A 25,439-nucleotide genomic window follows, 5' to 3' on the forward strand; every position below is an offset into this window, starting at 1 on the left:
CATTCTCTTTCAGCCGCTCGTTATTCCACATCTATCGGCGGCGTTCCAATAGTACAAAATAGATGATGGTCATCACCAGCACGATCAACAGTAAAATCAGCGCGGCGGCGGCCCCTTCATTGAGCGACAGGCCCAGGAACGCCCGGCGATAGGCGAAGAAGCTCAGCACTTCGGTGGCATTTCCCGGCCCGCCACGGGTCAGGATATAGGGCAGGTCGTAGGTACGAAGCTCGTTAATCAACTGGATAACAATGGCGATCGCCGAAACCGGGCGCAGCATCGGCAGGGTGATATACCAGAACTGCTGCAAGCTATTCGCCCCGTCAATTTCGGCGGCTTCGTACGGGTCATTAGGTAGTGATGCCAGCCCTGCGGCGAGGATCAGCACCACAAATGACATCTGCTGCCAGACATCAATAAACACCATGCTCCAGAACGCCAACGTAGGGTTGCCCAGCCAGTCGACGCCCGGCAGGCAGATGCTTTCCAGCATATGGTTAATAATGCCGAGGTTCGGCTGCAGCAACATACGCCAGATCAGCGCCACGCTCACCGGTGACATCGCCATAGGAATGGTCAGTAAGGCGAAATAGACCGGACGGGTCTTCACCACCCGGTTGAGCATCAGGGCGATACCCAGCCCGACAATAAATTCACCGCTCACCGTCAGTAATGAATAACGGATCGTCAGCCAGGCAGAATGCCAGAAAGTATCGCTGCTCAGCACGCTGATAAAATTATCCAGCCCGGCAAAAGGGAATATTTCAGTATGCAGCAGCGTATATGACGAAAAAGCCAGTACGACAGAATAAATAACAGGGAAGCCGAGCACAATCGCCAGGGCCAGCAACCCAGGCAGGGCGAATGCCCAGCCTGTTACACGGAATCTGTCTATTGTTACACGGTACTTCGGTTTCACGATAAATTCCTCAGCTAAAGCCATCTGCCGGCCCCCTTTTCTTATTTCACCAGTAACTTATCAAGTTGGTCTGATGCGCTTTTCAGAGACTTGTCGACGGTATTTTCGCCACTCGCCAGCAGGGACAGCTGCGTCCCCAGAACATCTTCATACTGGGCGGAATAAGAGAAAACAGGGAAGGATTTGCCGGACGCCACGATATTCAGCGCGTCTTTATAGTAAGGATACTTCTTCAGTACCTCGGCGTTTTCATACGCATCGGCGCGAACAGGCGCATGCCCCTGCAATGCCCGTGCGGTGGTGACCTCTTTGCTCTGTACCCACTGAATAAAGGTCCATGCGGCCTGTTTTTCTTTATCTGAGACGTTTTTCGGAATGCCCCAACCCCAGCCGCCGCTCTCTCCGTGTCCACCTGGAACGGTTGTCAACGCGAGTTTACCGGCTACGGCCGGGCAGGTGGTGGCGTTATCCAGTTGCGGCAGCATCCACCAGTAGGTCAACATACTGAACGCTTTACCGCTACACATCAGACGCACGGTATCGTCGAGGGTGGCAGAAAGCGCGCCGGTTTGCGCGGCATTCTTGATGGCGTCTGCATACAGCGTCATCGCTTTATTCCCCGCCGGGCTGTTCAGGGCCGATTTGCCTTTATCGTCAATATAAGCGCCGCCGCTGGCGAAGAGATAGTTCGAGAACTCCATGCTGTTTGGATCTCCGCGCTGCCCCTGCATGGCCGCTCCGGACATGTCGCTGTTCTTTTTAATAAATTTGGCAAGCGATACGTACTCTTCCAGGGTTTTGGGCTGCTCGAGCGGCTTTTTAAATTCGGTCTGATACGCGCTCTTTAACTTCTCATCCTGCAACACATCCGTACGGTAAATCAGGCCCATGGAATAGTTGTACATCGGGATCAGAGAGGTTTTATTGGCCGTGACATTAATGAGCGATACGGTCGCCGGAATAAAGGCCGACATATCAAAGTTTGATTTTTTCACGTCCGACGTGAGGTCCGTCAGCCAGCCGGCTTTGCTGAATTCCCCCGCCCACAGAAAATCCACTTCCAGCAGGTTGTAATAGCTTTGCGACTGAATTAGCTGTGAAACCAGTTTGTCATGCATATCGCCGTAACCGATTTTTTCGAACTGCACTTTGATGTGGTACTGCTTTTCGAAATCAGGCAGCATTTTTTCAATGATTTGCGTTTCCGGCACATCTTCCATCAACGCACGCAGCACAATATCTTCTGCCCGAACGGACGCCGAAAGGCTAAGGACTATCAGACCCGATAACAATGTGACTTTCTTACGATTCAACATAATTAACTCCTGGTGAAGGTGCCGGAGTGTTAACGGCGACGATTTTCGGTCTGGTTGGCACGACTTTACTTAACACCGCCGAAGGTCAGCCCTTTGACGATGTAACGCTGAATAAAATGTGAGGCGACCATCAGCGGCAGCACGGCCAGCACAATGCCTGCTGAAACCTTGCCAATCTGGACGCCGTTCGAGGTTTGCAGCGCAGCAAGCGACACCGGGATCGTGGCGGTCTCTGGTCCGCTGAGCACCAGAGCAAAAAGAAACTCATTCCATGACAGGATGAACCCCAGCACGGCGGAGGCTGCGAGGCCCGGCAGCGACACCGGCAGCACCACATGCCAGAACGCGCCCCAGGCGGTAGCTCCGTCGGTCATCGCCGCCCACTCCAGATCCACCGGAATCCCTTCAAAAAAGCCCATCAGGATCCACGTCAAAAACGGCAGGTTTAACGCGGCATAGACCAGCGTCAGCCCGAACAGCGAGTTGGTGAGCCCCACGGAACGCAGCATGGCGAAGGCGGGTAACACGAGCGCCACCGCAGGTAGCATCTGGGTTGCCAGCATTATAAAACGCACCGCTTTACCGCCCGTTTTAAAGCGGGCAAAAGCGTAGCCGGTAGCGGCCGCGAACGGTAGGGCGAAGATCACCGACCCGGTGGCGACAATCAGGCTGTTGCTGTAGCGACGTAAAAAACCGTTGTTCTCAATCAGCGAACGAAAGTTTTCCCCGGAAAACTGCGGGAAGATATCGCTGCTGTAGGCCATGGATTCCGGCACCAGGCTGGTTCTTACAATCCACAGTACCGGCAGTAAAATGGAGAGGCAGGCCAGTACCAGCCCGATATGAAGTCCGATTTTTCGTAGCATGGTTGCTCCTCACGCTCCGATGGCGTCAGCGTTATCCGGGGTTTTGCGGCGATCGACGACGTCTCCGCTGCCGGTGTGGAAAAGATGCAGTGCGTTCGGATCCAGCCAGATGCTGAGCGTTTGACCTGCCTTCGGGTGCGTGTGGTGATCAAGGCGAACAACCACCGGCACGTTGCCGAGGGTGCCGCTGACAATGTTTTCCGCGCCCAGCGCTTCCACCCCGCTGACTGCAATCTCCAGGGGGACCCAGTCCGGTCTGCGCGGGTGGGCATGGAAATCTTCCGGCCGCACGCCGAGAGTCATCTTTTTTCCCGCCAGGTTTTGATAGTCGGCAGCCATCCAGTGCGGCACCGGGATCTGCGGGCCGTCGAATAGTTGCAGGCTGACGCCCGCGTCCGTCCGTTGCACAAAGCAGAGAAGAAGGTTGATGGAGGGCGAGGAGAGAAAGCGAGCGACAAAGATATTCACCGGATAGTTATAGACTTCCAGCGGTGTTCCGCACTGGATCAGATGGCCATCACGCATGATGCAAATGCGATCCGCCATTGTCATGGCCTCGACCTGATCGTGGGTAACGTAGACCATGGTTTTACCGAGGCGACGGTGAAGCTTGATCAGCTCGCTGCGCATCTCGCCGCGCAGCTGGGCATCGAGGTTCGAGAGCGGTTCATCTAACAAAAAAGCCTGCGGTTCACGCACAATGGCGCGGCCCAGGGCAACGCGCTGGCGCTGACCGCCGGAAAGGGCGGCCGGTTTTCGGTGTAGCAGTTTATCCAGCCCCAGCATGGAGGCAGTCTCTGTCACTTTGCTGTTGATCACGTTGCCCGGTACGCCGCGCATTTTCAGGCCAAAGGCCATGTTTTCGGCAACGGTCATGTGCGGATAGAGGGCGTAGCTCTGGAACACCACGGCGATGTTACGATCGCGGGGCGCCACATGGCTCACATCGCGCCCGTCGATTAATAAGGTGCCGTCGGTGATGCTTTCCAGCCCGGCAATCATACGTAAGGTGGTGGATTTCCCGCATCCGGAAGGGCCAAGGAAGATAACAAATTCACCATCCCGGATATGCAAATTCACATTACGGACGCTGTGCTGATTGCCGTTGTAGGACTTCGACACGTTCCGTAATTCAATGGAGGCCATATTGGGTTACCTCTGTTACGTGTTGCCCACCCTGGGACTGGTAACATCCATGTTCGGTTTTGTGCGAAATGAATCTGGCGTGTTCATCGTGAAATGCGATCAGCCTGTATAAACGCCGCCCGTCACATTGACGCCCTGGCCGGTCATAAAACGGGCGGCGTCGGAGCTCAAAAAGGCCACCACTTCGGCGACATCTTCGGGCGTTTCCAGGCGGCCAAGCGGCGTCTGGCGAATGTAATCATCAATCACCTGTTCAGGCGTCATGCCGCGCAGCTGCGCTTCCCACTCTACTTCCCGGCTCTGCATCCCGGTTTTAACAAAGCCTGGGCAGACAGCATTCACGCGGATCCCATCGGCGGCCAGTTCCCGCGCCAGCGCCTGGGTCCAGCCGAGGACGGCGAATTTACTGGCGGAGTAATGGGCCAGTAACGGCGCGCCGACTTTGGCGGCAAGCGATGCGGTGTTGACGATGGTGCCGGACTTACGCGTCACGAACTTGCGCGCGGCAACCTGATTGGTCAGGAAGATCCCACGGGTGTTGACGTCAAAGTTGAAATCCCACTCATCATCCGTCAGCGCAAGGGCCTTTTGCATAGTCGATACGCCAGCGTTGGCTACCAACAAGTGATAATCGCCCAGCGTTTTATCTACCCAGCTAAACCCTTGTTCAACGGATTCACGTAAACGAACATCCAGGTGAAACGCCACTGTGTCCGCGCCCAGTTCGGTTGCTGCTGTCCACGCGGCTTCTTCATTAATGTCTCCGATGGCGACGCGCATGCCCTGGCGAATCAAATTACGGGTGATGGCGTAGCCAATACCCGTGGCACCGCCGGTAACAATCGCCACTTTGCCTTGCAGGTCCGGATAGTGCCCGGACGTCGAATGTGATGTGTGCATGTTGTTTCCCTCTGTGTTGATGGTTATTTTTTACACCAATATAACGAACACAACAAAACAAATTTCTTATGATAAAAACAATTGCGATCACAATTTTTGTTTTGTATGTTTGTTTTTGTTAATTTGAATGTTCGGAGTAAACCGATGACGCACAGCGACACACTGCCTGTTCAGCCTGGCACACCCGGATCCGGTATGCGCTTACGTCGTTCGTCCGCGTCGCGTCAGACTGAGGTTATGCAGCTGCTGGTCCAGCAAGGGGCGGTTTCTGTCCCAGCGCTGGCCGCGAGGCTGTCGGTCTCCGAGATGACCATCCGTCGCGATCTGATAGAGATGGAGCAGAAGGGCTGCCTCTGTCGTATCCACGGCGGTGCGGTATTGCCGCAAAGTGGAAGCGCGGTGGTGATTGACCAGGTGGAGCCGAGCTTTGAATCCCGGCTGCGGCAAAACCACGATGCCAAGCTGCGCATTGCGGCTGCAGCAGCAGAGTTAGGCAAGAAATTTCGCACACTGGCACTGGATGTCGGCAGCACGACTTTCCTTGCGGCGCGTTATCTCGGCCAGTGTTCACATTTGAAAATTTTCACCAACAGCATCCGCGTGGCGCACGACATTGCCCCCGCGAAAGCGGAAATCTATCTCGCGGGGGGGCGGATGCGCCCGGATGAAATGTCGACCGGCGGCTCAGCGGCTCTGCGCCAGTTTTCAGGTCTCTGGTTCGATATCACCTTCATCGGTATCTCGGGCCTGACGGCGGAGGGAATTTATGACTACGCCTTCGAAGATGCGGAACTCAAACGCCTTTATCTCAACCGTTCCAGCCTGAAAGTGGTGCTGTGCGACTCCAGTAAGTTTCAACGGATGTCGCTGGTTCACCTGGCCACGCTGGAGCAATTCGACATCCTGATAACCGAGCAGGCGCCGCCGCCCGCGCTGTCAGCGATGCTCGATGCGGCAAATATTGATGTGATCATCGCGCCTGAGCTGTCGAAAGACGCGTGATCGCTTTTTCACCATGACATACCAGCCAACACCGGAGAAAGTTATGATCTTTGATTTTTTGGGTAATAAGAAAAAAGCGGTTATCGCAATGGCCCATATTGGCGCGCTGCCTGGCGCGCCGCTGTACGACGCCAAAGGCGGTCTCAACAAGCTGATTGACGATGTCCTCAGCGACGTTGAGAAGCTGCAGGCAGGCGGCGTGGATGCGATCATGTTCGGCAATGAAAACGATCGCCCTTACGTGTTTAAAGCCTCACTGGAAGGCGTTTCCGCCATGTCAGCCGTGGTGCAGGCGGCGAAATCGGTGCTGAAAGTCCCGTTCGGCGTGAACTACCTGTGGGATCCCAACGCCAGCGTCGCCATCGGTGCCGCCACCGGGGCGAGCTTCGTGCGTGAAATTTTCACCGGCGTGTTTGCCTCTGATATGGGGATCTGGGAACCGGATTGCGCCAGCGCGTCTCGCCTGCGTCGCAACCTTGGCCGGGAAGATATGAAATTGCTCTTTAACATCAACGCCGAATTCGCCCATTCTCTGGATGCACGCCCCATCGAACTGCGTGCGCGCAGCGCCATTTTCTCTTCGCTGGCCGATGCCATCCTGGTTTCCGGGCCAATCACCGGCGAACCGGCGGAACATTCCAACCTGCGTAAAGTCTGCGAAGCGGTGGAAGGCGTTCCGGTTTTCGCTAACACCGGCACCAATATCGACAACGTCACCGATATCCTGAGCGTGGCCAGCGGCGTGGTCATCGGCACACACTTTAAAGTGGAAGGGCATACCTGGAATCAGGTTGATGGGGATCGCGTAAAACGCTTTATGGATGTGGTCGAAAAACTGCGCTAAGCACAGCCGTCGGAACGGGAGGATAACATGCAGTATCTATTAGGTATTGATATTGGTACGACCTCAACCATCGGCATTCTGATCGCTTTGCCCGACAAGGTACTCGGTACGGCCTCCCGGCCGGTCACGCTCTCGGCCCCGCACAGCGGCTGGACGGAAGAATCGCCAGAGCAGTGGTGGGCGAATGTCGGCGAAATTTGCCGGCAACTGCTGGCGCAAAGCGGCATTGCGGCGAGTGATATCAGCGGCATTGGCGTGACAGGGATGCTGCCTGCCGTGGTCCTGCTGGATAATGAAGACCGGCTGCTGCGCCCGAGCATTCAGCAGAGCGACGGCCGCAGCGGCGCACAAGTGCAGCAAATGCGCAGCGAAATGGACGGTCAGCACTTCTTGCAGCGGGCAGGAAACGGTATCAATCAGCAGTTGGTGGGGGCCAAAATCCGCTGGATTGAGCGCCATGAACCTGCTGTGTTTGAACGTATTGCGACGGTGTTTGGTTCCTATGATTTTATCAACTGGAAGCTCACGGGCGAGAAAATCATCGAGCAGAACTGGGCGCTGGAGGCGGGGTTTGTCGATATTAGCAGCAATACGCTGAATGAGGAACTGATCGCCTTTGCCCATCTTCCGCGACACGCGGTTCCCCGGCTGGCGCGTTCCCACGAGGTCATTGGTTCCATCACCGAACAGGCGGCGGCCTGGACGGGGCTCAGTGAAGGCACGCCGGTGATTGGCGGGGCCGCAGATTTGATTGCGTCCGCTCTCGGCGCGGGTGTGACGGCTCCGGGTGAGGTGCTGCTTAAATTCGGCGGTTCGGTGGACATTCTTACCGTGACAGCAACCGCCAACCCGGACCCGCGTCTGTATCTGGATTATCACCTCGTGCCGGGGTGCTATATGCCGAACGGCTGTATGTCGACCGGCGGCTCGGGGCTGAACTGGTTCGTGCAGAACTTCGCCGCGCAGCATGAAGCGGCGGCGCGTGAAAAAGGGATGAGTCTGCACCAGTATCTGGACACGCTGGCGGAAAATCGTCCGGCGGGCAGCGACGGCCTGATTTTTCTGCCCTATTTTCTCGGGGAGAAGACCCCGCTGCACGACCCGGATGCCCGTGGCATCCTCTTTGGTCTGACGCTCACCCACGACGCAGGTCATATCTGGCGCGCGCTGCTCGAAGCCTACGCCTATGCCATCAAACACCATATTGAAACGCTGGTTGATATCGGTTATCCGGTAAAACGCTACGTTGTGTCAGACGGCGGGTCGGCAAGCAAACTGTGGATGCAGATTGTCGCCGATGTGCTGGGACAGCCGCTCAATCGTCTGGACGGTCACCCCGGTTCTTGTCTGGGGGCGGCCTGGACGGCGGCGATTGGCGTCGGGGTGTCGACAGACTGGAAGGGGGCCAGCGCGTGGGTCAAGCTGAAAGATGTGATTACGCCGCTGCCTGAACATGCGGATGTCTATCGCCAGGGATACCCGCGTTTCCGCCAGCTTTATGAAGCCTGCCGCCCGCTGACTCGCCAGGAGACGCCATGAAATTTAACGCTATTGCCTGGGATGTTGACGGCACGCTGGTGGACAGCGAGCCTCTCCACCATCGGGCGCTGCTCGCTGCCTGCCATAGCTTCGGGCTGGATCTGAGCCATATTCCCGAGACGCGTTTTTACGGCGTGCATATTAACGATGTCTGGCTGGCCTTACGCGCCGAACTGCCCGCAGATTTAGATCGGGACGTATGGCTGCAGGCGATTGAGGATTACTACCACGACCACAGCAGTGAACTGGTTGCCATTCCCGGCAGCCGGGAAACCATCCGCCAGCTGGCGGCGAAAGGCGTCAGGCAGGCCTGCGTGTCAAACTCATGCCGACGTATCGTCGAATCGAATCTCGAGGCTTTAGGCGTGCGGGAATTCATTGACGTGGTGGTGACGCTGGACGATGTGCGCTCTGGTAAACCGGCTCCCGAGCCGTATCAACATGCGTTGGGGGCGTTCGGGCTGCCTGCTGCTACCGTCCTGGCGGTTGAGGACAGTATAACCGGAATGCGCTCGGCGCAGGCTGCCGGAATGCACGTGGCTTTTTATGGCGCATCACCCGCCTCTGAGCAGGGGGTAACCGAGATAACGTCGCTGGCCCGGATCCTCGACTGGTTCTGATTCGCACAGTTTCGCGTGGGGCAGGGAGGTCCCCGCAACGAAATGAACAAATTCGAACAAATTTGGTTTTAAATTACACCACTTCCTCTTAATATTGTGAGCTATATCGTTTAAGCCACCCTCAACCCGAAACAGAGTGTCCATCGTCATGTCAGCCAAACCCGAGATTCAGGCCCGTTATCTTCCCCAGGAACGCAAAAAGCGGATTCTAAACATGCTGGTCGAACAGGGGCGTGCGACGGTGGTTGATATCTCGGCGGAGCTGGCGGTTTCGGAAATGACGGTTCGCCGCGATCTGGCCGAACTGGAAACCGAAGGCAAACTCAGCCGGGTACACGGCGGCGCCGTACTGACGGAAACGGTCAGCCAGGCGATTATGGACCCGCTTCCGGCGCACTTTGATGCGCGCCTTTCACTGCACCGTGACAGCAAGATGCGTATTGCCCGGATGGCCGCCGAGGTTGCCGGGCGCTATCAGAGTGTTGCGCTTGATATCGGTACCACTACCCTGTTTATGGCCGAAGAACTGGTGAAGCATGAGCGCCTGAAAATCTTCACCAATAGCGTGCGTATCGCCCATGCGCTGGGGCGTTATGCGCAGGCGCCGGAAGTCTATCTGGCAGGTGGAATGATGCGAGATGATGAGATGGCGATTGTCGGACCGTCTGCCATTGAGCAATTCCAGCAGTTCTGGTTTGATATAGCGTTTATCAGCGCGTCGGGTATTACCAGCCAGGGGATTTACGATAGCGCGCTGGATGAGACGGAAATGAAGCGGGTGCTGATCCGCCGCTCCGGCTTTAAAGTGCTGCTTTGCGATGCCGCGAAGTTCCAGCATATGTCGCTGGTGCAGGTTGCGCAGTGGCAGGATATCGACCTGCTGATCACCGACAGCGCACCGCCTGCAGTGCTGGCCACCGCCCTTGAGCTGGCGAATGTGCAGGTGATGATTGCAACCTGACTGGTAATCAAGCTGCTGAGGCTGCCAAAAACGATGCAAACCGATGAAGGGAGAGATGGCGGAACACAACGCCCGCTTCCTGGTGCAGTTTATGGCGAAGCTCAGTTCGGCGCTGTAGGGCGACCCCATCGCGCTGGATGAAGCGGTTTTGCGTCGCTTTGATCCACAGGCTTAAAACTGCCTGCGCTATTTGTGATAATCTCTGCGAAAAGTGTCCAGCTGGTTGAGGTTATGCCGCAAAATTTATCTAAGGAAAATCCCCCGTCTCTGCCGGTCACGGGCGCCGGGGAAGATGCGCAGGCGTTATTGCGCCAGCTGATGGCAATATATGATGTGAAAACGCTGGTGGCGCAGCTGGTTGCCGTCGGCGAACAGCACTGGAGCCCGGCAATACTCAAACGCGTTGCGACGGTGTCCCGGGCGGCTGGCCGCTTAGGCCGCCGGGAGCTCGCGCATCTGGCATCGCTGCTGCCGCAGCCGCCGGCTCACCATCCGAATTATGCTTTTCGCTTTGTCGATCTGTTCGCCGGTATCGGCGGCATTCGTAACGGCTTTGAAGCCATTAACGGGCAGTGCGTTTTCACCAGCGAATGGAATAAACATGCGGTGCGCACCTACAAAGCGAACTGGTATTGCGACCCAGAGCAGCATCGCTTCAACGCCGATATCCGGGATGTCACCCTCAGCCATCGTCTCGATATCAGCGATGATGAGGCCGCGCAGCATATCCGTGACACCATTCCTCAGCACGATGTTCTGCTGGCCGGCTTTCCCTGCCAGCCTTTTTCCCTCGCCGGGGTGTCGAAGAAGAACGCGCTCGGACGCGCCCACGGCTTTGCCTGTGAGACGCAGGGCACGTTGTTTTTCGATGTCGTCAGGATTATAGCGGCGCGGCGGCCGGCAATCTTTGTTCTGGAGAATGTCAAAAACCTGAAGAGCCATGACAAGGGGCGAACGTTTAGCATTATTATGCAAACCCTCGACGAACTTGGCTATGAGGTGTCTGATGCCGGGCATAGCGGGGCGGACGATCCCAAAGTTATCGATGGCCGCAACTTCCTGCCGCAGCACCGCGAACGCATCGTGCTGGTTGGCTTTCGCCGTGACCTGCAGCTGCACGATGGGTTTACCCTGCGCGATATCTCCGCGCTTTACCCGGCCCGGCGCCCGACGTTTGGCGATCTGCTTGAGCCGACGGTGGATGCCAAATTTATTCTTACCCCGGTGCTGTGGAAGTACCTCTATCGCTACGCGCGTAAACATCAGGCGCTGGGCAACGGTTTTGGCTACGGGTTAGTCGACCCGCGCAATCCGCATAGCGTGGCGCGCACGCTGTCGGCTCGCTACTACAAAGACGGCGCCGAAATTCTTATCGACCGCGGCTGGGATCGCCCGCTTGGCGAAAAGGACTTTGACGATCCGCAAAACCAGCAGCGCCGCCCGCGCCGGCTCACGCCCCGCGAATGCGCGCGGCTGATGGGCTTTGAGGCCCCGCAGGGATACCGCTTCCGCATTCCCGTTTCCGATACTCAGGCGTATCGCCAGTTCGGTAACTCGGTGGTTGTGCCGGTGTTTGCCGCAGTCGCTAAACTGCTACAGCCGCGAATTGCGCAGGCGGTGGCCCGCCGCGATCCCGAGGATGGTGCTGATGGACGTTCACGATAAGGCCACCCGCAGTAAAAATATGCGCGCCATCGGCAAATTCGATACGGCGATTGAAAAACGACTGGCCGGGCTGCTCACGCAGGCCGGTTTTTCTTTTACCGCTCAGGAGGCCACGCTGCCGGGGCGCCCGGATTTTGTGGTTAATGATTACCGTTGCGCTATCTTCACCCACGGCTGTTTCTGGCATCATCATCACTGCTACCTGTTCAAGGTGCCGGCAACCCGGACGGAGTTCTGGCTGAAAAAAATCGACGGCAACGTGGCGCGAGACCGGCGGGATGAGACGCTGCTGCTCGAACAGGGATGGCGGGTGCTGATCGTCTGGGAGTGCGCGCTACGCGGGCGGAAAAAGCTCAGTGATGAAGCGCTTAGCGAACGCCTGGAGGAGTGGATCTGCGGCGGCGGCGACCGCGCGCAGATTGATACTCAGGGGATCGGGCCGTAGCCTACTTTTCAACCTTACAGGGCGTTACTTCGCTGCGGGCGGGAAACAGATACTTGCCCAGCGTCACCAGAACTACCGCAAAAATGATGACGCCTAGCGCCGTCCACTCCGTCAGCGACAGGCTCTCTCCGGCGAACCCGGTGCCTAATAACACCGCTACTACCGGGTTAACGTAGGCATAGCTGGTGGCGACGGCGGGGGTGACGTTGCGGATCAGGTACATGTAAGCATTAATGGCAATCAGCGAGCCGAATATGGCCAGGTAGGCGACGGCAATAATGCCGGACCATGATGGCATATGGGTGAGCTTTTCGCCGGTCAGCGCCGAGGCGACCATCAGCACAATTCCCGCCGCGAGCATTTCAATCGCGCCGGCCATCATGCCGGTCGGAAGTTCAATTCTCGAACCATACACTGAGCCAAACGCCCAGCTAATGGAACCGATCAGAATCAGCAGCGAGCCCCAGGGGTTGCCGCTTAAATTGCCGCCGCTATTGAGCAGGATAATCCCCGCCAGGCCGATGGCAATGCCCAGCCACTCGATTTTACGCGTGGCGATGCCGAAAAAGCGGCTAAAGCACAGGGTAAATAGCGGGACGGTGGCGACCATGACCGCCGCAATTCCTGAAGGCACGTGCTGATGCTCAGCCAGGGTGACGAAGCCGTTGCCAACGGCAAGCAGCAGGATACCGATCAGCCCCGCGTTGAGCAGCGGTCTACGCGCCGGGAGCTTGTGGCCGGTAGCCAGCAGATAGACGATCAGCAGCCCTCCGGCGGAAAGGAAGCGAATGCCGGCCATCATCAGCGGGGGCCAGCTGGCAACGCCAATGGCGATGGCAAAGTAGGTGGATCCCCAGATGATATATAGCGCAAACAGCGCCCCGATAAGCGGTAATAACTGGCGGGTAGACATACGTCCTCACGACGGTACAAAAATAGGAAGGGGGCATATAGTAAACGTGAAAACTACCTCGCTGGCGAGCGCTTTAATTGCCCGGTGATTGTTAATTTTTTGTTGACTATTCGCTTTGCTGGGCGAGAGGCCGATTTTGCCCCATACTCTATGTTTCATAACCATAAAATGAAGGAATGGTATTTTGGCGGGAAGTAGTCTTTTAACCTTGTTGGACGATATTGCTACGCTGCTCGACGATATCTCCGTTATGGGTAAGCTGGCGGCGAAGAAAACGGCAGGCGTGCTTGGGGACGATCTTTCCCTCAATGCTCAGCAGGTAACCGGCGTACGGGCGAACCGCGAACTGCCGGTAGTCTGGGGGGTGGCGAAGGGGTCCCTGGTCAATAAAGTGATCCTGGTACCGCTGGCGCTATTAATCAGCGCATTTATTCCGTGGGCGATTACGCCGCTGCTGATGCTTGGCGGGGCCTTCCTCTGTTTTGAAGGCGTCGAAAAAGTGCTGCATAGCGTGCAGGCTCGCAAACACAAAGAGGACCCGCAGGCCCGTCAACAGCGTCTGGAGGCGCTGGCTGAACGCGACCCGCTGGCATTTGAACGCGATAAAGTGAAAGGCGCTATTCGTACCGACTTTATTCTCTCCGCCGAAATTGTCGCGATCACCCTCGGCATCGTGGCGGATGCGCCGCTGTTAAACCAGATTCTGGTCCTTTCAGGAATTGCCATTCTGGTGACCGTTGGCGTGTACGGCCTGGTGGGAATTATCGTGAAGCTGGACGATATGGGCTACTGGCTGGTGGAGAAAGGCGGCGTGCTGGCGCAGTGGCTCGGCAAAGGTCTGCTGGCGGTGGCGCCTCGTCTGATGAAGATGCTGTCGATTGTCGGGACGCTGGCGATGTTCCTCGTCGGCGGCGGAATTGTGGTCCATGGCATTACCCCGCTGCACCATGCGGTGGAAAATCTGGCCAGCGGAATGTCCGGGTTCGCCGCTTCACTGCTGCCGACGGGCGTAAACCTGGTTTTGGGTTTCATCATTGGCGCCGTGGTGCTGGCGGGCGTGAAAGCCGTTTCCGGACTTCGTCGCGCGGTAAAGTAAATCCGCCGGCGGTTATGCAAAATGTCGCAGCTTCGTCTAAGGTGAAACAGTTTCTCCCGGATTACGGAGCGAAAAATGGTCTGGTCCATCAGCGATGAAGTGAGACGAAAAAGCGGCGGGCCGCGCATGGTTGTAACCGGTTTTGCCAATGGCATGGTTGAATGCCGTTGGTATGACGGTTATGCCGTCAAGCGCGAGGCGTTCCGTGAAGATGAATTGGTTCGTGGGGGAGGGGGAGCGGAACAGGTCTCCTGAGCCCAATAACGCCCGGTATATACCGGGCGTTTTGTCATGGTATGGCCTGTCTTTCCGACAGGGAGCGTTGATGATTGCACTGCGAGAGAACGATGAATAAGCCGCTGTGGGTGAGAAAACTTCGCCGCTTTTCGAGCCCTGGACATGTGGTAAATTTTTGTTTTGTTGCGGTGCTGTTCTTTTCCACGCTGCTGATATGGCGAGAAATAATGGTGCTGGAGGAGGCGTATGTCGATAACCAGCGCAACAATCTGGCAAACGTCGCCCATGAAATGGATGGCCTGCTGCAGTTTAATATCGACCGGATGATCTTTTTCCGCAACGGGATGCAGTCGGCGCTGGAAACGCCGTTAGATTTTACGATCCTGCGTAATGCCGAGCAGGAGTATATGAGCAGGCGCCATGAAGCGATCTGGTCGGTGGCGCTACACAACCGGCGTACGCTGCCGGTCTACGGCGTGTCCGATGCTTTTGTCGACAAAGCTAATACCCTGTCCCGCGACAACCCCCTTTCCGGCAACGAGCTGATGGCCACGCTTGAGCTGGGCTATCTGCTGCGCCTGACCAATAATAACCGCGGCTTCACCGAGCGTATGCTGTATGTGTCGCGCAGCGGCTTTTTTATCAGCACGGAAACGCTAAAAAACACCGCCCAGGCGCTGGAGCGGTATAGCGATGCCACCCGCTCCCCGTGGTTTACCCGCCAGGCCCAGCGGACCAATCCCGGGCGCGGCGTGGTTTGGCAAACCTTTCCTGAGGAGGGGGCGCTGCGCGATGCCCAGGTGGTGACGGCTTCCGTACCGCTGGATTTCCGCCACTACTGGCACGGCGTGCTGGCTATGGACTTCTCCGTTCGCGAAATGAAGGCCTTTCTGGTGAGCGCGGCAAAGGGCGGGCAGGACGGCGAGTATCAGCTGTATGACAACCGGCTGAACCTGATTGCCTCTTCCGCGCCGGGAACGGTGCTCACGCTGCTCTCGCCCCGCGAGCAGGAGATGCTGAGCTACGCCTTCTCGCATGACAACGAAGGCGGCATGCGCCTGCTAACCCGCTACATCAGCTGGGAAAAACTGCATAATTTTGATGGCGTCCTGCTGCGTATCCACACCCTGCAGGAAGGAGTCCGCGGTGAATTCGGATCGATTACCATCGCGTTGATGCTGATGTGGCTGCTCTTTACCTCAATGCTGATAATCTCCTGGCTGGTTATTCTGCGCATGGTGCGCAATATGAGCGTGCTGCAAAAGTCGCTGGAGTGGCAAGCCTGGCACGATGCCCTAACGCGGCTGTTAAACCGCGGGGCATTGTTTGCAAGAGCTATTGCCGCGGCCGGTGAGTGCGAGCGCGGGAGGCGCCCGTTGGCGGTGATCCAGCTCGATCTGGATTACTTCAAGCGGGTTAACGACCTGCACGGCCATCAGTCCGGCGATCGGGTGCTGTCTCTGGTCGCCGGTACGATAGCCTGCAACATCCGCGAAGGCGATCTCGCCGGGCGCGTGGGCGGGGAGGAGTTTTGCGTGGTTATGCCTGATACCACGCTGCAGGAGGCGGCTGCGATAGCGGAGCGTATCCGCATTCGCATTAACAGCCGCGAAATACTGCTCTGCGACAACACGAGCCTGCGTATCAGCGCCTCGCTGGGCGTCAGCTGCAGCGAGGATTCCGCGGAGGCTAACTTTGAAAACCTGCAGTCGATTGCCGATCGCCGGCTCTATCTTGCGAAACAGAACGGCCGAAACCAGGTCTGTTTTGCGGGATAGGCGTCCGGGTCTGGCCATCGTTATCCGGTTGCGGCGGCACGATCATCTCCTGATATGGGATTTTTCTTAAAAGAGGGGGCGGGGTTAAACGTGACTCATGGCGCAGCGATATCGACGAAGCCTTCTGCCGCCTGGGTTATTCAACGCCCTGACGTCATTGGCCACATTTCTCAATTATTTACTTCATCAATAGCTCTTGTCATACAAAATAATTGAGGATAATGTTTTCCACGCATCGGATCTCCCGGTGTAACGAATTTTCAAGTGCTTCTTGCATTAGCAAGTTTCATCCCGACTCCTGCGAGTCGGGATTTTTTTCGCCTGCGCCTAGCGGTTGACTTCGGTGACGCTAAAGTCATGGATATCGAGCTCAAAGGCTTCCGCTAGTTCACGCCAGGTATGGTAATCGCGACCATCAATGCTCACATGATGGGGATCGTCGCGGGTGCGCTGCACTTCACTTTCGCTAATCTCATTAATTGCCGCCAGCAGGGCGTCAACATTGACGTTGCCCCCGCCGCTACCCGAACTGCTCTCTTTGGCGGATTTCATCTTCGCTACCTCGCTTGGCTCCGACAGTGCCTCTTCAAGTATAGACGGTCTATAAAAACAGCGCTCGTCGGGCGGGACGCTGCGCATCTGGCGGTTTTGTTCTACACTGGCTCAAAAATAGAGGAGACAAGTTATGCAGGTGAACGATCGTGTCACGGTGAAGACCGACGGTGGCCCACGTCGATCGGGGGTAGTACTGGCAATAGAGTCGTTTAGCGAAGGGACAATGTATCTGGTTTCGCTGGAAGACTATCCGCTGGGGATCTGGTTTTTCAACGAGAAAGGGCATTCGGACGGTATCTTTGTTGAGAAAGTTGACTAGCGTGCTAAAAATCAAAACTGGCGGTTGTTGCCGCCAGTTCTTTTACCGCATGTTGACGTAAATTCCTGAAGTAATGTTTTCCGTCAGACGGACAATATGGTAAATCACCTGTTTATTGTGGGTCTGGATTTTCTTTTTAATATTGCCTTTGTGCGATGATACGGTCTTCGCCTTGATGTTCATCTGCGTCGATATTTGCGATGTCCCGTGTCCGGCCATCCACATTTGCAGCATATTTGATTCGGCCCGGCTTAATGACAGCGTTGGTATATTGATCCGTCCGGCGCTGAATCGATCGTATTTCAGATGATTACCCAGAATATCATCAAGGTCTTTTGGCGTAAGCGATTTCGAGCTAATAAGTAAATTTTTGCGCACCAGCAGATAGTGGTCAAAATGAACGTTAGCCAGCGCCATAAAGATGACAAATAGCGTGCCGGGATACTCCGTAATGATTTGCCGGATTAGCTGATTACTATCTTCGCGATGAATAAAGCAATCTTCGTTGAGAAACACCACCTCCGGGCGGGACGATTCACAGCTCTCTTTCAGGCTTACCGCCGTATCTACTTCTCTGATGTCACGTTTTCTTATTCCTCTGCTTGTCAGATACCCGGTTAATCCCAGTCGGGTATAGCTGCACAAATCCATGATAATCGTTGACATGACCCATCCTCAATCAACACGTAACGATAATTCATCCCTCGCCGGTAAGCGCGATGAAGTCCATTTAAGTGGGTAATAAAACAAGGTACAGTGTTGAAACCATTAAGTAACCTGAACTATTCCGTAATATTGCCTATAATTTGCCAGGAATACTCCCAAAGTAAAGGCGTGCATCATGTTACGTCAGAGAATTAAAAGCAAAAACTTCCAGTTACAGATATGGTTGGCGGCCATGAGTTATTCTTTTTTCAGATTTTCCTTATACTGGCTGGATAAATTCTCACCTCACCAATATGCCCGTTTCATCAAAAATATTAATTAATGTCTGAATAAACCACGCCGCCATTTAGCGACCCGAGCGATCGGCGTGGATTGACGGCCGCTGAGCGCGGGTGTCGGACACCGCTTTTCGTTCGCTGCAAGAGAGGTGGCAGCCTTAACGCTTTAATGCCACAATACTTTTTTATCGGTGTGTGGGATGAATGATGAAAAAGATAGTAATTGCTGGCGCGCTGTTGACTCTCGCCGGATGCGTTCAGGTAGATAATTATAACGAGGTTGTCAAAGCGCCGGCGCCCGCCGGGTTAGAGGGATACTGGCAATCGAAAGGCCCGCAGAGCGAAATGATGAGCCCGGATGCGATTGCCAGCCTGATTGTGACCAAAGATGGCGATACCCTCGATTGCCGTCAGTGGCAGCGGGTTATCGCCACGCCGGGTAAATTAATGCAGCGTGACGAGCAGGTTTACAACGTCACGTCAGGTCTGGATATCTACCCTATAGAACGTTCTGGCAATAGCCTGCAATACGATCGCATGACCCTGACCCGCGTCGACCGCCTGACCCCTGAGTGTGAGCAGGCGTGGAATAAAGCCGCCGCCGCGACGAAAAGCGCGCGCTGAGGCATCGACGGGCTGGCAGCGCGTCCAGCCCGCGATATTTACCTGATTTATAACGTCTCTTCGATAACCCACACGCTGACGCTCCCGCCGCTGCAGGTAAACGTAGCGCAGCCTTCGTCGTCGGTTTCTACCAGCCCTTGCTGGTTGCCGAGAAAATCCTTCCAGCGCTTATTGCCGTAATTGGCGCCAAGAGTCAGCGATTTTTCACCGTCATCGCCGTTCGACAGCACCACCACGCATCCCGGATCGTCATCGGTACCGCTGCGGCTGAAGGCGATGCAGTTCGGATGATCGAACCACAGCGTCTGCACGCCGTGGGCAAAGCGCTGGCGGGCATCAATCAGCTCATGCAGCTGTTCGATCACCGGCATCTCGATTGCGTAAGTCTGGCCATCTCCGCCGGTATCTTCATAGCTGGCGCCGAAGAGGTCGGCGTAAAAGACCGACGGCACGCCGTTCTCGCGCAGCAGAATAAGCGCATAGGCCAGCGGTTTAAACCACGGCTCAACCGGCGCCTCCAGCGCCTGCAGCGGCTGCGTGTCGTGGTTGGTCACCAGGGTGACGGCGTGGAAAGGATCGGCTTCAACCAGCGTGCCGCTAAAGATCTGGCTCATATCGTAATCGCGGCCCTGGCGCGAGGCCTCGTGAAACTTCATCTGCAGAGGGGCGTCAAACAGCAGCGTATTGCCGTCAACCATCGCAATATACTGCTGCAGCTTTTCGACTTCGTGCGACCAGTATTCCGCCACGATAAACAGCGGCTTTGTCGCCACCTCCTGAACGTGATCGATCCACTCCTTATAGAACCAGGCCGGAATATGCTTCACCGCATCGAGGCGAAAACCGTCGCAGCCGGTCTGCTCCATCACCCAGCGCGCCCAGTACTTGAGCTCCTCGGTAACCGCATGATTGCGGAAATCGATATTTTCGCCCATCAGGTAGTCGAAGTTGCCCATCTCATCATCGACCTGCTCGTTCCAGCCTTCGCCGGTATAGTCGTTAACGATTTTAAAAACGCCGTCTTCGTCCGGGTTTTCAATATGATCGATGCCGCTAAAGCATTTGTAATCCCAGACGAACTGCGAATATTTACCGCCGCGGACCGGGAAGTCGTAGCGGGTCCAGGCCTCGCACTCCACGACCTCTTCGGCTATTTGCGTGCGGTCCTGCTCGTCCACCCGCTGAACGCGGATGCTCTCTTTTTTATCGGCGCCCATTTTATGGTTGACCACCACGTCGAGCAGGACGGCGATGTCGTGCTGTCGTAGCGCGGCGATGGCCGCCAGCAGCTGCGCCTTATCGCCGTATTTGGTGGCGATGGAGCCCTTTTGATCGAACTCGCCAAGGTCAAAAAGGTCGTAGCTGTCATAGCCGACGGAGTAGCCGCCGGAAGCGCCTTTATAAGCGGGAGGGAGCCAAATCATATTGACGCCGATTTCGTTCAGGTTAGGTGCCAGCGCCTCAACTTCACGCCACAACTCGCCGCCGGTGGGGTAATACCAGTGAAAGCACTGCAATAACGTGGGGTTTTTCATCTTCCGTGCTCCAGACGTCATCAAGCTGACTCTTGCAGTATGAGAGATCTCCAGCAAATACGATCAATTTTGCGCGCGTTTTTCACTATGCCATAAACGGTATCGTATATAATAAATTGGAATAAGATGTAGCGGATAGATGTTGGTTCGTGAGGATAAACGCCTTACACTACAAAAAAATATCACTCTGTGGGGTCTCTATGAAATTAGCACTTCTGGGCCGCCATGCGCTGATGGGCGCAATGGCTGTGGTTTTGATGACTGGCGTTAGCGTAAAAACGTTCGCAGCAGAAAACCTGTTTAACCAAATTAAAGAGCGCGGCACGCTGCGCGTGGGTCTGGAAGGCACCTATCCTCCGTTCAGCTATCAGGGTGATGACGGCAAGCTGACCGGTTTTGAGGTCGATTTTGCCAGCGAGCTGGCTAAGCATCTGGGCGTGAAGGCCGACCTCAAACCGACCAAATGGGACGGGATGCTGGCGTCGCTGGATTCCAAACGCATTGACGTGGTTATTAACCAGGTGACCATTTCCGACCAGCGCAAGAAAAAATATGACTTCTCCACCCCGTATACCGTTTCTGGCGTTCAGGCGCTGGTGAAAAAGGGCAATGAAGGCGCTATCAAAACGGCGGCCGATCTGAAAGGCAAAAAAGTCGGCGTGGGCCTGGGCACCAACTACGAAGAGTGGCTGCGCCAGAACGTGCAGGGCGTGGATATCCGCACCTATGATGACGACCCGACTAAATACCAGGATCTGCGCGTAGGCCGTATCGACGCTATTCTGGTCGATCGTCTGGCGGCGCTGGATCTGGTGAAGAAAACGGGTAATACCCTGGCCGTCACCGGCGAAGCGTTCTCGCGCCAGGAGTCCGGCGTAGCGCTGCGTAAAGGTAATGAAGACCTGCTGAAAGCGGTGGATGATGCCATTGCCGACATGCAGAAAGATGGCAGCCTGAAAGCGCTGTCGGAAAAATGGTTTGGCGCTGACGTGACGAAATAACGGCCGGCGGTGAAAAAGGGCGCTCATGGTAGCGCCTTTTTTTATTTCGTCCGCAACTACGTGCATAATAAAGATAAAGGGCCTGTTTCATCAGGCTATTTTATGGGCCAGTTTGCCTGGAATAATAACGCCTGAGGGATAGGCTCTCAGTCAGGAGATATCATGTCACTGCAAAATTTAACGCGTTTCCCGCGCCTGGAGCTGATTGGCGCCCCGACGCCGCTGGAATACCTGCCGCGCCTGTCCGATCATCTCGGTCGCGAGATTTTTATCAAACGTGACGACGTGACCCCGCTTGCTATGGGCGGCAATAAGCTGCGCAAGCTGGAGTTCCTGGCGGCCGATGCGCTGCGGGAAGGCGCCGATACGCTGATCACCGCCGGCGCTATTCAATCCAACCACGTTCGTCAGACGGCGGCGGTGGCGGCTAAGCTTGGCCTGCACTGCGTGGCGCTGCTGGAAAACCCGATTGGCACTCGCGCAGAGAACTACCTGACTAACGGCAACCGCCTGCTGCTGGATCTGTTCAATACTCAGGTTGAGATGTGCGATGCGCTGACCGACCCCAATGCGCAGCTGGAAGAGCTGGCGACGCGTATCGAGGCTCAGGGCTACCGGCCGTATGTGATCCCGGTCGGCGGCTCCAGCGCGCTGGGTGCGCTGGGCTATGTTGAAAGCGCGCTGGAAATCGCCCAGCAGTGCGAAGGCGCGGTAGAGCTGTCGTCTGTCGTGGTGGCATCCGGCAGCGCCGGCACCCATGCGGGCCTGGCGGTGGGTCTGGAACAGCTGATGCCGGGGGCCGAACTGATTGGCGTCACCGTGTCGCGCAAAGTCGCGGACCAGCTACCGAAAGTCGTTGCCCTGCAGCAGGCGGTAGCGAATAGCCTCGAACTGCAGGCAAAAGCAGAGATTACGCTGTGGGACGACTATTTTGCGCCAGGCTACGGCACGCCGAATGACGAAGGAATGGAAGCGGTAAAACTGCTGGCGCAGCTTGAAGGTATCCTGCTGGACCCGGTCTATACCGGGAAGGCGATGGCCGGGCTGATCGACGGTATTCAGCAGAAGCGCTTTAAGGATGAAGGGCCGATCTTATTTATTCACACCGGCGGAGCGCCGGCGCTGTTTGCCTACCATCCTCATATCTAAAGCAGAACAAACAGAATGCAAGAGAGTATCCAACTGGTTTTTGATTCCGCACCTTATCTCCTCAAGGGGGCGGTATTTACGCTACAGCTGAGCATCGGCGGCATGTTCTTTGGCCTGGTGCTGGGCTTTATCCTCGCGCTGATGCGAATGTCGCCCCTCTGGCCGGTAAAGTGGCTGGCGCGGGTCTACATTTCTATTTTCCGCGGCACGCCGCTGATCGCCCAGCTGTTTATGATTTACTACGGCCTGCCGCAGTTTGGCATTGAGCTGGATCCGGTTCCGGCGGCGATGATTGGCCTGTCGCTCAATACCGCGGCGTACGCCGCCGAAACGCTGCGCGCGGCGATTGCTTCTATTGATAAAGGGCAGTGGGAAGCGGCGGCGAGCATCGGCATGACGCCGTGGCAAACCCTGCGCCGGGCGGTTCTGCCGCAGGCCGCGCGCGTCGCGCTGCCGCCGCTCTCCAACAGCTTTATCAGCCTGGTGAAAGATACTTCGCTGGCGGCGACTATTCAGGTACCGGAACTGTTCCGTCAGGCGCAGCTTATTACCTCCCGCACGCTGGAAGTTTTCACCATGTATCTGGCCGCATCGCTGATTTACTGGGTGATGGCGACGGTGCTGTCGACGCTGCAAAACTATTTTGAAAATCAGCTTAATCGCCAGGAGCGTGATCCAAAATGAGTGCCATTGAAGTCAAAAACCTGGTGAAAAAGTTCCACGGCCAGACGGTGCTGCACGGTATTGACCTGGAGGTGGCGGAGGGAGAAGTGGTGGCGATTATCGGCCCCAGCGGCTCTGGTAAAACGACCCTTCTGCGCAGCATCAACCTGCTGGAGCAGCCGGAAAGCGGCACCATTCGGGTCGGTGACGTCACTATCGATACCGCGCGCAGTCTCAGCCAGCAGAAGGGGCTGATTCGCCGTCTGCGCCAGCACGTCGGCTTCGTCTTCCAGAACTTCAACCTGTTCCCGCACCGCACGGTGATGGAGAACATCATCGAAGGGCCGGTTATCGTGAAGGGTGAAGATAAAAACGAATCCATCACCCGGGCGCGCGAACTGCTGGCGAAAGTTGGGCTGAGTGGGAAAGAGAATAGCTATCCGCGCCGTCTTTCCGGCGGCCAGCAGCAGCGCGTGGCGATTGCGCGCGCGCTGGCGATGCGTCCGGATGTCATTTTGTTTGATGAACCCACGTCGGCTCTGGACCCTGAACTGGTGGGCGAAGTGCTGAATACGATCCGTCAGCTGGCGCAGGAGAAGCGCACTATGGTTATCGTAACCCATGAAATGAGCTTTGCCCGCGATGTGGCCGACCGGGCTATCTTTATGGATCAGGGACGTATCGTCGAGCAGGGTGAGGCTAAGGCGCTGTTCGCCAATCCGCAGCAGCCGCGCACGCGGCAGTTCCTCGAAAAATTCCTGATGCAGTAATGGCTACCGGCTTGCGGTAGCTGAGCCCGGCGAAGAGGGCGGGAGCGACCAGATGACCGGCGCTCCCGCCAGCCGTAGAGGTAAACGCCGGCGCCCGTACCGCCGACGAGCGCTTGAGTCGCGAAGTGACAATCCTCCTGGACGAGTAGGGCGATAGCGCTGAGCGATGGCGTCGGTCTGAGAGAGCAGAACTATTAAACGCTGCTTATCGATTGGTTTTTTTATATTAGAAGCGCGCAGCGTTTTCCCGGAACAATCCCTTCTTACTACGTCGGTTCGTGCCGGTTTTCCGGATCGATACGCCGACCTTATCGCTGACGGCAAAACAGGAGCGCCTGAGAGAATGCAATATCTGCGGCAGGTTGAGCGCTAAACTCCTTCCACAGTTGAGAATATATCCTCGGCTGAGATAAATGAGACAACATTCTCTTCTCCCGTCGGCGCTGAATAGCACCGGTAACGATCTAATATGTGCGGTGTATACGATATTTTATACATATAAATAAGATTTATGTGTTAGTTTTTGTATTTGTAATAATGATAATTACTCAGGAGTTATTTGGTCGGTTATGAGGGACAATGATTTTTTCAGCTGGCGGCGGGAAATGCTGCAACAATTTCAGTCAATCTCGACAGGGGAGGATGTTTATAATCTCCTGCAGCAGCAAACGGAAGGGCTGGAATACGACTATTTTGCTCTCTGCGTACGCCATCCCGTGCCCTTCACGCGCCCCAGGGTAACGCTGCAGACGACCTATCCGCAGGCGTGGATGGCGCACTATCAGGCCGAGAACTATTTCGCCATCGATCCGGTGCTGCGGCCGGAAAACTTTCTTCGAGGTCACCTGCCGTGGAATGACGGGCTATTTCGTGATGCCCCGGAGCTCTGGGATGGCGCGCGCGATCACGGGCTGGTCAAGGGGATCACACAGTGCCTCACCTTACCCAACCACGCGCAGGGTTTTCTTTCGGTCTCAGGGCAGAGTCGTAGCCTGGGGCCCTATCCGGCAGACGAACTGGAAATGCGCCTGAGAACGCTGATCGAGCTGAGTTTGTTAACGCTATTACGCCTGCAGGACGCGATGGTGATGCCGCCGGAAATGAAGTTCAGCCGGCGTGAGCTGGAGATTTTGAAATGGACTGCGGAAGGGAAAACCTCGGCGGAGGTCGCGATAATTCTGTCTATCTCAGAAAATACCGTCAATTTTCATCAGAAAAATATGCAACGAAAGTTCAACGCACCGAATAAAACGCAAATAGCCTGTTATGCGGTCGCCACTGGCTTAATTTGAGTTCGCCCATCGTTCTGCGTGTCAGGCGTGAAACCGGCTGTCAGTTATACTTTCAGCCGGTTTATTGTTACTGACGGTAAGCCTGTTTAATTTGCTTAACGGTGCTGGAGAATACGGCAGCCTGAGCCTCATCTTCCATCTGCGTGATTTGCCTTTCCATCTTAATAATCACCCGACCCGCATCGGCCTGACCCATTGCCTGGAGCATCAGCGTCAACAGCGTTTTCAGGCAGGTCACTTCCTGCGCCAGTTCTTGATTATTTTCTGCAGTGGAAAAATCTGGTGTGCTCATCGATATCCTCGTTTGCTATCTGCGCTTTTGCGCAATACTAAATCTCAA

The 25,439-nt window shown here is 55.9% G+C and carries 27 protein-coding genes and 1 pseudogene; 18 read left to right on the plus strand and 10 right to left on the minus strand.

Annotation, left to right across the window (positions count from 1 at the left end):
- Window positions 1-31: 31 nt before the first annotated feature.
- From GO007_RS15955 to GO007_RS15975, 5 genes are all read right to left on the minus strand, one after another.
- Window positions 32-943: a carbohydrate ABC transporter permease gene (locus tag GO007_RS15955; RefSeq protein WP_095101561.1), complete on the minus strand. Its 912-nt coding sequence runs from the start codon at window positions 941-943 to the stop codon at window positions 32-34.
- Between the two features lie 17 nt (window positions 944-960).
- A complete protein-coding gene (locus GO007_RS15960) occupies window positions 961-2,235 on the minus strand; it encodes an extracellular solute-binding protein (RefSeq protein ID WP_095101563.1) in 1,275 nt (424 codons plus the stop codon).
- Between the two features lie 65 nt (window positions 2,236-2,300).
- Entirely contained in the window at window positions 2,301-3,101 is an 801-nt protein-coding gene (locus GO007_RS15965) for a carbohydrate ABC transporter permease (protein ID WP_095101565.1), read from the minus strand.
- A gap of 9 nt (window positions 3,102-3,110) precedes the next feature.
- Complete coding sequence (locus GO007_RS15970) at window positions 3,111-4,247, minus strand: ABC transporter ATP-binding protein (RefSeq protein WP_095101567.1); 1,137 nt, start codon at window positions 4,245-4,247, stop codon at window positions 3,111-3,113.
- A gap of 99 nt (window positions 4,248-4,346) precedes the next feature.
- Window positions 4,347-5,147: an SDR family NAD(P)-dependent oxidoreductase gene (locus GO007_RS15975; RefSeq protein WP_095101569.1), complete on the minus strand. Its 801-nt coding sequence runs from the start codon at window positions 5,145-5,147 to the stop codon at window positions 4,347-4,349.
- A 195-nt stretch (window positions 5,148-5,342) separates the two neighbouring features.
- Between GO007_RS15975 and GO007_RS15980 the strand changes: the two genes are divergently transcribed.
- From GO007_RS15980 to GO007_RS16015, 8 genes and pseudogenes are all read left to right on the plus strand, one after another.
- The gene (locus tag GO007_RS15980; protein ID WP_095101571.1) at window positions 5,343-6,149 is read left to right on the plus strand and encodes a DeoR/GlpR family DNA-binding transcription regulator; all 807 of its coding nucleotides are present in this window, start codon (window positions 5,343-5,345) and stop codon (window positions 6,147-6,149) included.
- Between the two features lie 43 nt (window positions 6,150-6,192).
- Window positions 6,193-6,993 (plus strand): BtpA/SgcQ family protein, encoded by an 801-nt coding sequence (locus tag GO007_RS15985; protein ID WP_095101573.1) that lies wholly within the window; start codon window positions 6,193-6,195, stop codon window positions 6,991-6,993.
- A gap of 27 nt (window positions 6,994-7,020) precedes the next feature.
- Window positions 7,021-8,532 (plus strand): FGGY-family carbohydrate kinase, encoded by a 1,512-nt coding sequence (locus GO007_RS15990; protein WP_095101575.1) that lies wholly within the window; start codon window positions 7,021-7,023, stop codon window positions 8,530-8,532.
- Window positions 8,529-9,152 carry an HAD family hydrolase gene (locus GO007_RS15995; protein ID WP_095101577.1) on the plus strand — a complete coding sequence of 208 codons (624 nt, stop codon included), beginning with the start codon at window positions 8,529-8,531 and terminating at the stop codon, window positions 9,150-9,152. The genes GO007_RS15990 and GO007_RS15995 overlap by 4 nt, the downstream gene beginning before the upstream one ends.
- A gap of 148 nt (window positions 9,153-9,300) precedes the next feature.
- Window positions 9,301-10,113: a DeoR/GlpR family DNA-binding transcription regulator gene (locus tag GO007_RS16000; RefSeq protein WP_095101579.1), complete on the plus strand. Its 813-nt coding sequence runs from the start codon at window positions 9,301-9,303 to the stop codon at window positions 10,111-10,113.
- Window positions 10,114-10,122: 9 nt separating this feature from the next.
- A pseudogene (locus GO007_RS16005) lies at window positions 10,123-10,231 on the plus strand (phosphohydrolase); the annotation flags it as partial.
- A gap of 113 nt (window positions 10,232-10,344) precedes the next feature.
- Complete coding sequence (locus GO007_RS16010; protein ID WP_095101581.1) at window positions 10,345-11,778, plus strand: DNA cytosine methyltransferase; 1,434 nt, start codon at window positions 10,345-10,347, stop codon at window positions 11,776-11,778.
- Window positions 11,759-12,223, plus strand: coding sequence for a very short patch repair endonuclease (locus tag GO007_RS16015; protein ID WP_095102266.1), 465 nt, complete (start codon window positions 11,759-11,761; stop codon window positions 12,221-12,223). The genes GO007_RS16010 and GO007_RS16015 overlap by 20 nt, the downstream gene beginning before the upstream one ends.
- A gap of 1 nt (window position 12,224) precedes the next feature.
- Here GO007_RS16015 and yedA read toward each other — a convergent pair whose 3' ends face one another.
- Window positions 12,225-13,136, minus strand: a complete 912-nt coding sequence (gene yedA, locus GO007_RS16020) for a drug/metabolite exporter YedA (protein WP_095101582.1) — start codon at window positions 13,134-13,136, stop codon at window positions 12,225-12,227.
- Between the two features lie 184 nt (window positions 13,137-13,320).
- On the opposite strand from yedA, the gene GO007_RS16025 reads away from it, so the two are divergent.
- The 3 genes from GO007_RS16025 to dgcQ all read left to right on the plus strand — a co-directional run bounded on the left by GO007_RS16025 (window position 13,321) and on the right by dgcQ (window position 16,247).
- Entirely contained in the window at window positions 13,321-14,232 is a 912-nt protein-coding gene (locus tag GO007_RS16025) for a DUF808 family protein (protein ID WP_095101584.1), read from the plus strand.
- A gap of 75 nt (window positions 14,233-14,307) precedes the next feature.
- Complete coding sequence (locus tag GO007_RS16030) at window positions 14,308-14,487, plus strand: YodC family protein (RefSeq protein ID WP_095101586.1); 180 nt, start codon at window positions 14,308-14,310, stop codon at window positions 14,485-14,487.
- A gap of 92 nt (window positions 14,488-14,579) precedes the next feature.
- Window positions 14,580-16,247, plus strand: a complete 1,668-nt coding sequence (dgcQ, locus tag GO007_RS16035) for a cellulose biosynthesis regulator diguanylate cyclase DgcQ (protein WP_095101588.1) — start codon at window positions 14,580-14,582, stop codon at window positions 16,245-16,247.
- Between the two features lie 327 nt (window positions 16,248-16,574).
- Here the strand turns inward: dgcQ and yodD are convergent, their stop codons facing one another.
- Window positions 16,575-16,799 carry a YodD family peroxide/acid resistance protein gene (gene yodD, locus GO007_RS16040; RefSeq protein ID WP_095101590.1) on the minus strand — a complete coding sequence of 75 codons (225 nt, stop codon included), beginning with the start codon at window positions 16,797-16,799 and terminating at the stop codon, window positions 16,575-16,577.
- A gap of 133 nt (window positions 16,800-16,932) precedes the next feature.
- Between yodD and dsrB the strand changes: the two genes are divergently transcribed.
- Window positions 16,933-17,121 (plus strand): protein DsrB, encoded by a 189-nt coding sequence (dsrB, locus tag GO007_RS16045; RefSeq protein ID WP_095101592.1) that lies wholly within the window; start codon window positions 16,933-16,935, stop codon window positions 17,119-17,121.
- Window positions 17,122-17,163: 42 nt separating this feature from the next.
- Here the strand turns inward: dsrB and rcsA are convergent, their stop codons facing one another.
- Window positions 17,164-17,787, minus strand: a complete 624-nt coding sequence (gene rcsA / locus GO007_RS16050; RefSeq protein ID WP_095101594.1) for a transcriptional regulator RcsA — start codon at window positions 17,785-17,787, stop codon at window positions 17,164-17,166.
- A gap of 482 nt (window positions 17,788-18,269) precedes the next feature.
- On the opposite strand from rcsA, the gene yedD reads away from it, so the two are divergent.
- Entirely contained in the window at window positions 18,270-18,689 is a 420-nt protein-coding gene (gene yedD / locus GO007_RS16055) for a lipoprotein YedD (protein WP_189339884.1), read from the plus strand.
- A gap of 47 nt (window positions 18,690-18,736) precedes the next feature.
- On the opposite strand, the gene amyA is transcribed toward yedD, so the two are convergent.
- Window positions 18,737-20,224: an alpha-amylase gene (gene amyA / locus GO007_RS16060; RefSeq protein WP_095101598.1), complete on the minus strand. Its 1,488-nt coding sequence runs from the start codon at window positions 20,222-20,224 to the stop codon at window positions 18,737-18,739.
- 200 nt (window positions 20,225-20,424) lie between these two features.
- On the opposite strand from amyA, the gene tcyJ reads away from it, so the two are divergent.
- The 5 genes from tcyJ to sdiA all read left to right on the plus strand — a co-directional run bounded on the left by tcyJ (window position 20,425) and on the right by sdiA (window position 25,099).
- The gene (tcyJ, locus tag GO007_RS16065; protein ID WP_095101600.1) at window positions 20,425-21,225 is read left to right on the plus strand and encodes a cystine ABC transporter substrate-binding protein; all 801 of its coding nucleotides are present in this window, start codon (window positions 20,425-20,427) and stop codon (window positions 21,223-21,225) included.
- Window positions 21,226-21,387: 162 nt separating this feature from the next.
- Window positions 21,388-22,374 (plus strand): D-cysteine desulfhydrase, encoded by a 987-nt coding sequence (gene dcyD, locus GO007_RS16070; RefSeq protein WP_095101602.1) that lies wholly within the window; start codon window positions 21,388-21,390, stop codon window positions 22,372-22,374.
- A gap of 15 nt (window positions 22,375-22,389) precedes the next feature.
- Window positions 22,390-23,058: a cystine ABC transporter permease gene (gene tcyL / locus GO007_RS16075; protein WP_095101604.1), complete on the plus strand. Its 669-nt coding sequence runs from the start codon at window positions 22,390-22,392 to the stop codon at window positions 23,056-23,058.
- Window positions 23,055-23,807: an L-cystine ABC transporter ATP-binding protein TcyN gene (gene tcyN, locus GO007_RS16080; protein ID WP_095101606.1), complete on the plus strand. Its 753-nt coding sequence runs from the start codon at window positions 23,055-23,057 to the stop codon at window positions 23,805-23,807. The genes tcyL and tcyN overlap by 4 nt, the downstream gene beginning before the upstream one ends.
- A gap of 569 nt (window positions 23,808-24,376) precedes the next feature.
- The gene (gene sdiA, locus GO007_RS16085) at window positions 24,377-25,099 is read left to right on the plus strand and encodes a transcriptional regulator SdiA (protein WP_095101608.1); all 723 of its coding nucleotides are present in this window, start codon (window positions 24,377-24,379) and stop codon (window positions 25,097-25,099) included.
- Window positions 25,100-25,166: 67 nt separating this feature from the next.
- Here the strand turns inward: sdiA and GO007_RS16090 are convergent, their stop codons facing one another.
- Window positions 25,167-25,391, minus strand: a complete 225-nt coding sequence (locus tag GO007_RS16090; protein ID WP_041146272.1) for a DUF2594 family protein — start codon at window positions 25,389-25,391, stop codon at window positions 25,167-25,169.
- Window positions 25,392-25,439 lie beyond the last annotated feature (48 nt).

The organism is Klebsiella sp. 10-1, assembly GCF_009758445.1.
GTDB classification, from domain to species: domain Bacteria; phylum Pseudomonadota; class Gammaproteobacteria; order Enterobacterales; family Enterobacteriaceae; genus Klebsiella; species Klebsiella scottii.

Excerpts from the sequence above, each read along its gene's own strand:
- GO007_RS15965 (WP_095101565.1), bottom strand. The coding sequence starts at position 3,101 with ATGCTACGAAAAATCGGACTTCATATCGGGCTGGTACTGGCCTGCCTC.
- yodD (WP_095101590.1), bottom strand. The coding sequence starts at position 16,799 with ATGAAATCCGCCAAAGAGAGCAGTTCGGGTAGCGGCGGGGGCAACGTC.
- GO007_RS15960 (WP_095101563.1), bottom strand. The coding sequence starts at position 2,235 with ATGTTGAATCGTAAGAAAGTCACATTGTTATCGGGTCTGATAGTCCTT.
- dgcQ (WP_095101588.1), top strand. The coding sequence starts at position 14,580 with ATGAATAAGCCGCTGTGGGTGAGAAAACTTCGCCGCTTTTCGAGCCCT.
- tcyJ (WP_095101600.1), top strand. The coding sequence starts at position 20,425 with ATGAAATTAGCACTTCTGGGCCGCCATGCGCTGATGGGCGCAATGGCT.
- GO007_RS16000 (WP_095101579.1), top strand. The coding sequence starts at position 9,301 with ATGTCAGCCAAACCCGAGATTCAGGCCCGTTATCTTCCCCAGGAACGC.
- GO007_RS15980 (WP_095101571.1), top strand. The coding sequence starts at position 5,343 with ATGCGCTTACGTCGTTCGTCCGCGTCGCGTCAGACTGAGGTTATGCAG.
- amyA (WP_095101598.1), bottom strand. The coding sequence starts at position 20,224 with ATGAAAAACCCCACGTTATTGCAGTGCTTTCACTGGTATTACCCCACC.
- yedA (WP_095101582.1), bottom strand. The coding sequence starts at position 13,136 with ATGTCTACCCGCCAGTTATTACCGCTTATCGGGGCGCTGTTTGCGCTA.
- GO007_RS16010 (WP_095101581.1), top strand. The coding sequence starts at position 10,345 with ATGCCGCAAAATTTATCTAAGGAAAATCCCCCGTCTCTGCCGGTCACG.
- tcyL (WP_095101604.1), top strand. The coding sequence starts at position 22,390 with ATGCAAGAGAGTATCCAACTGGTTTTTGATTCCGCACCTTATCTCCTC.
- sdiA (WP_095101608.1), top strand. The coding sequence starts at position 24,377 with ATGAGGGACAATGATTTTTTCAGCTGGCGGCGGGAAATGCTGCAACAA.
- GO007_RS16090 (WP_041146272.1), bottom strand. The coding sequence starts at position 25,391 with ATGAGCACACCAGATTTTTCCACTGCAGAAAATAATCAAGAACTGGCG.
- yedD (WP_189339884.1), top strand. The coding sequence starts at position 18,270 with ATGATGAAAAAGATAGTAATTGCTGGCGCGCTGTTGACTCTCGCCGGA.
- GO007_RS15975 (WP_095101569.1), bottom strand. The coding sequence starts at position 5,147 with ATGCACACATCACATTCGACGTCCGGGCACTATCCGGACCTGCAAGGC.
- tcyN (WP_095101606.1), top strand. The coding sequence starts at position 23,055 with ATGAGTGCCATTGAAGTCAAAAACCTGGTGAAAAAGTTCCACGGCCAG.
- dcyD (WP_095101602.1), top strand. The coding sequence starts at position 21,388 with ATGTCACTGCAAAATTTAACGCGTTTCCCGCGCCTGGAGCTGATTGGC.
- rcsA (WP_095101594.1), bottom strand. The coding sequence starts at position 17,787 with ATGTCAACGATTATCATGGATTTGTGCAGCTATACCCGACTGGGATTA.
- GO007_RS15995 (WP_095101577.1), top strand. The coding sequence starts at position 8,529 with ATGAAATTTAACGCTATTGCCTGGGATGTTGACGGCACGCTGGTGGAC.
- dsrB (WP_095101592.1), top strand. The coding sequence starts at position 16,933 with ATGCAGGTGAACGATCGTGTCACGGTGAAGACCGACGGTGGCCCACGT.
- GO007_RS15970 (WP_095101567.1), bottom strand. The coding sequence starts at position 4,247 with ATGGCCTCCATTGAATTACGGAACGTGTCGAAGTCCTACAACGGCAAT.
- GO007_RS16030 (WP_095101586.1), top strand. The coding sequence starts at position 14,308 with ATGGTCTGGTCCATCAGCGATGAAGTGAGACGAAAAAGCGGCGGGCCG.
- GO007_RS15985 (WP_095101573.1), top strand. The coding sequence starts at position 6,193 with ATGATCTTTGATTTTTTGGGTAATAAGAAAAAAGCGGTTATCGCAATG.
- GO007_RS15990 (WP_095101575.1), top strand. The coding sequence starts at position 7,021 with ATGCAGTATCTATTAGGTATTGATATTGGTACGACCTCAACCATCGGC.
- GO007_RS15955 (WP_095101561.1), bottom strand. The coding sequence starts at position 943 with ATGGCTTTAGCTGAGGAATTTATCGTGAAACCGAAGTACCGTGTAACA.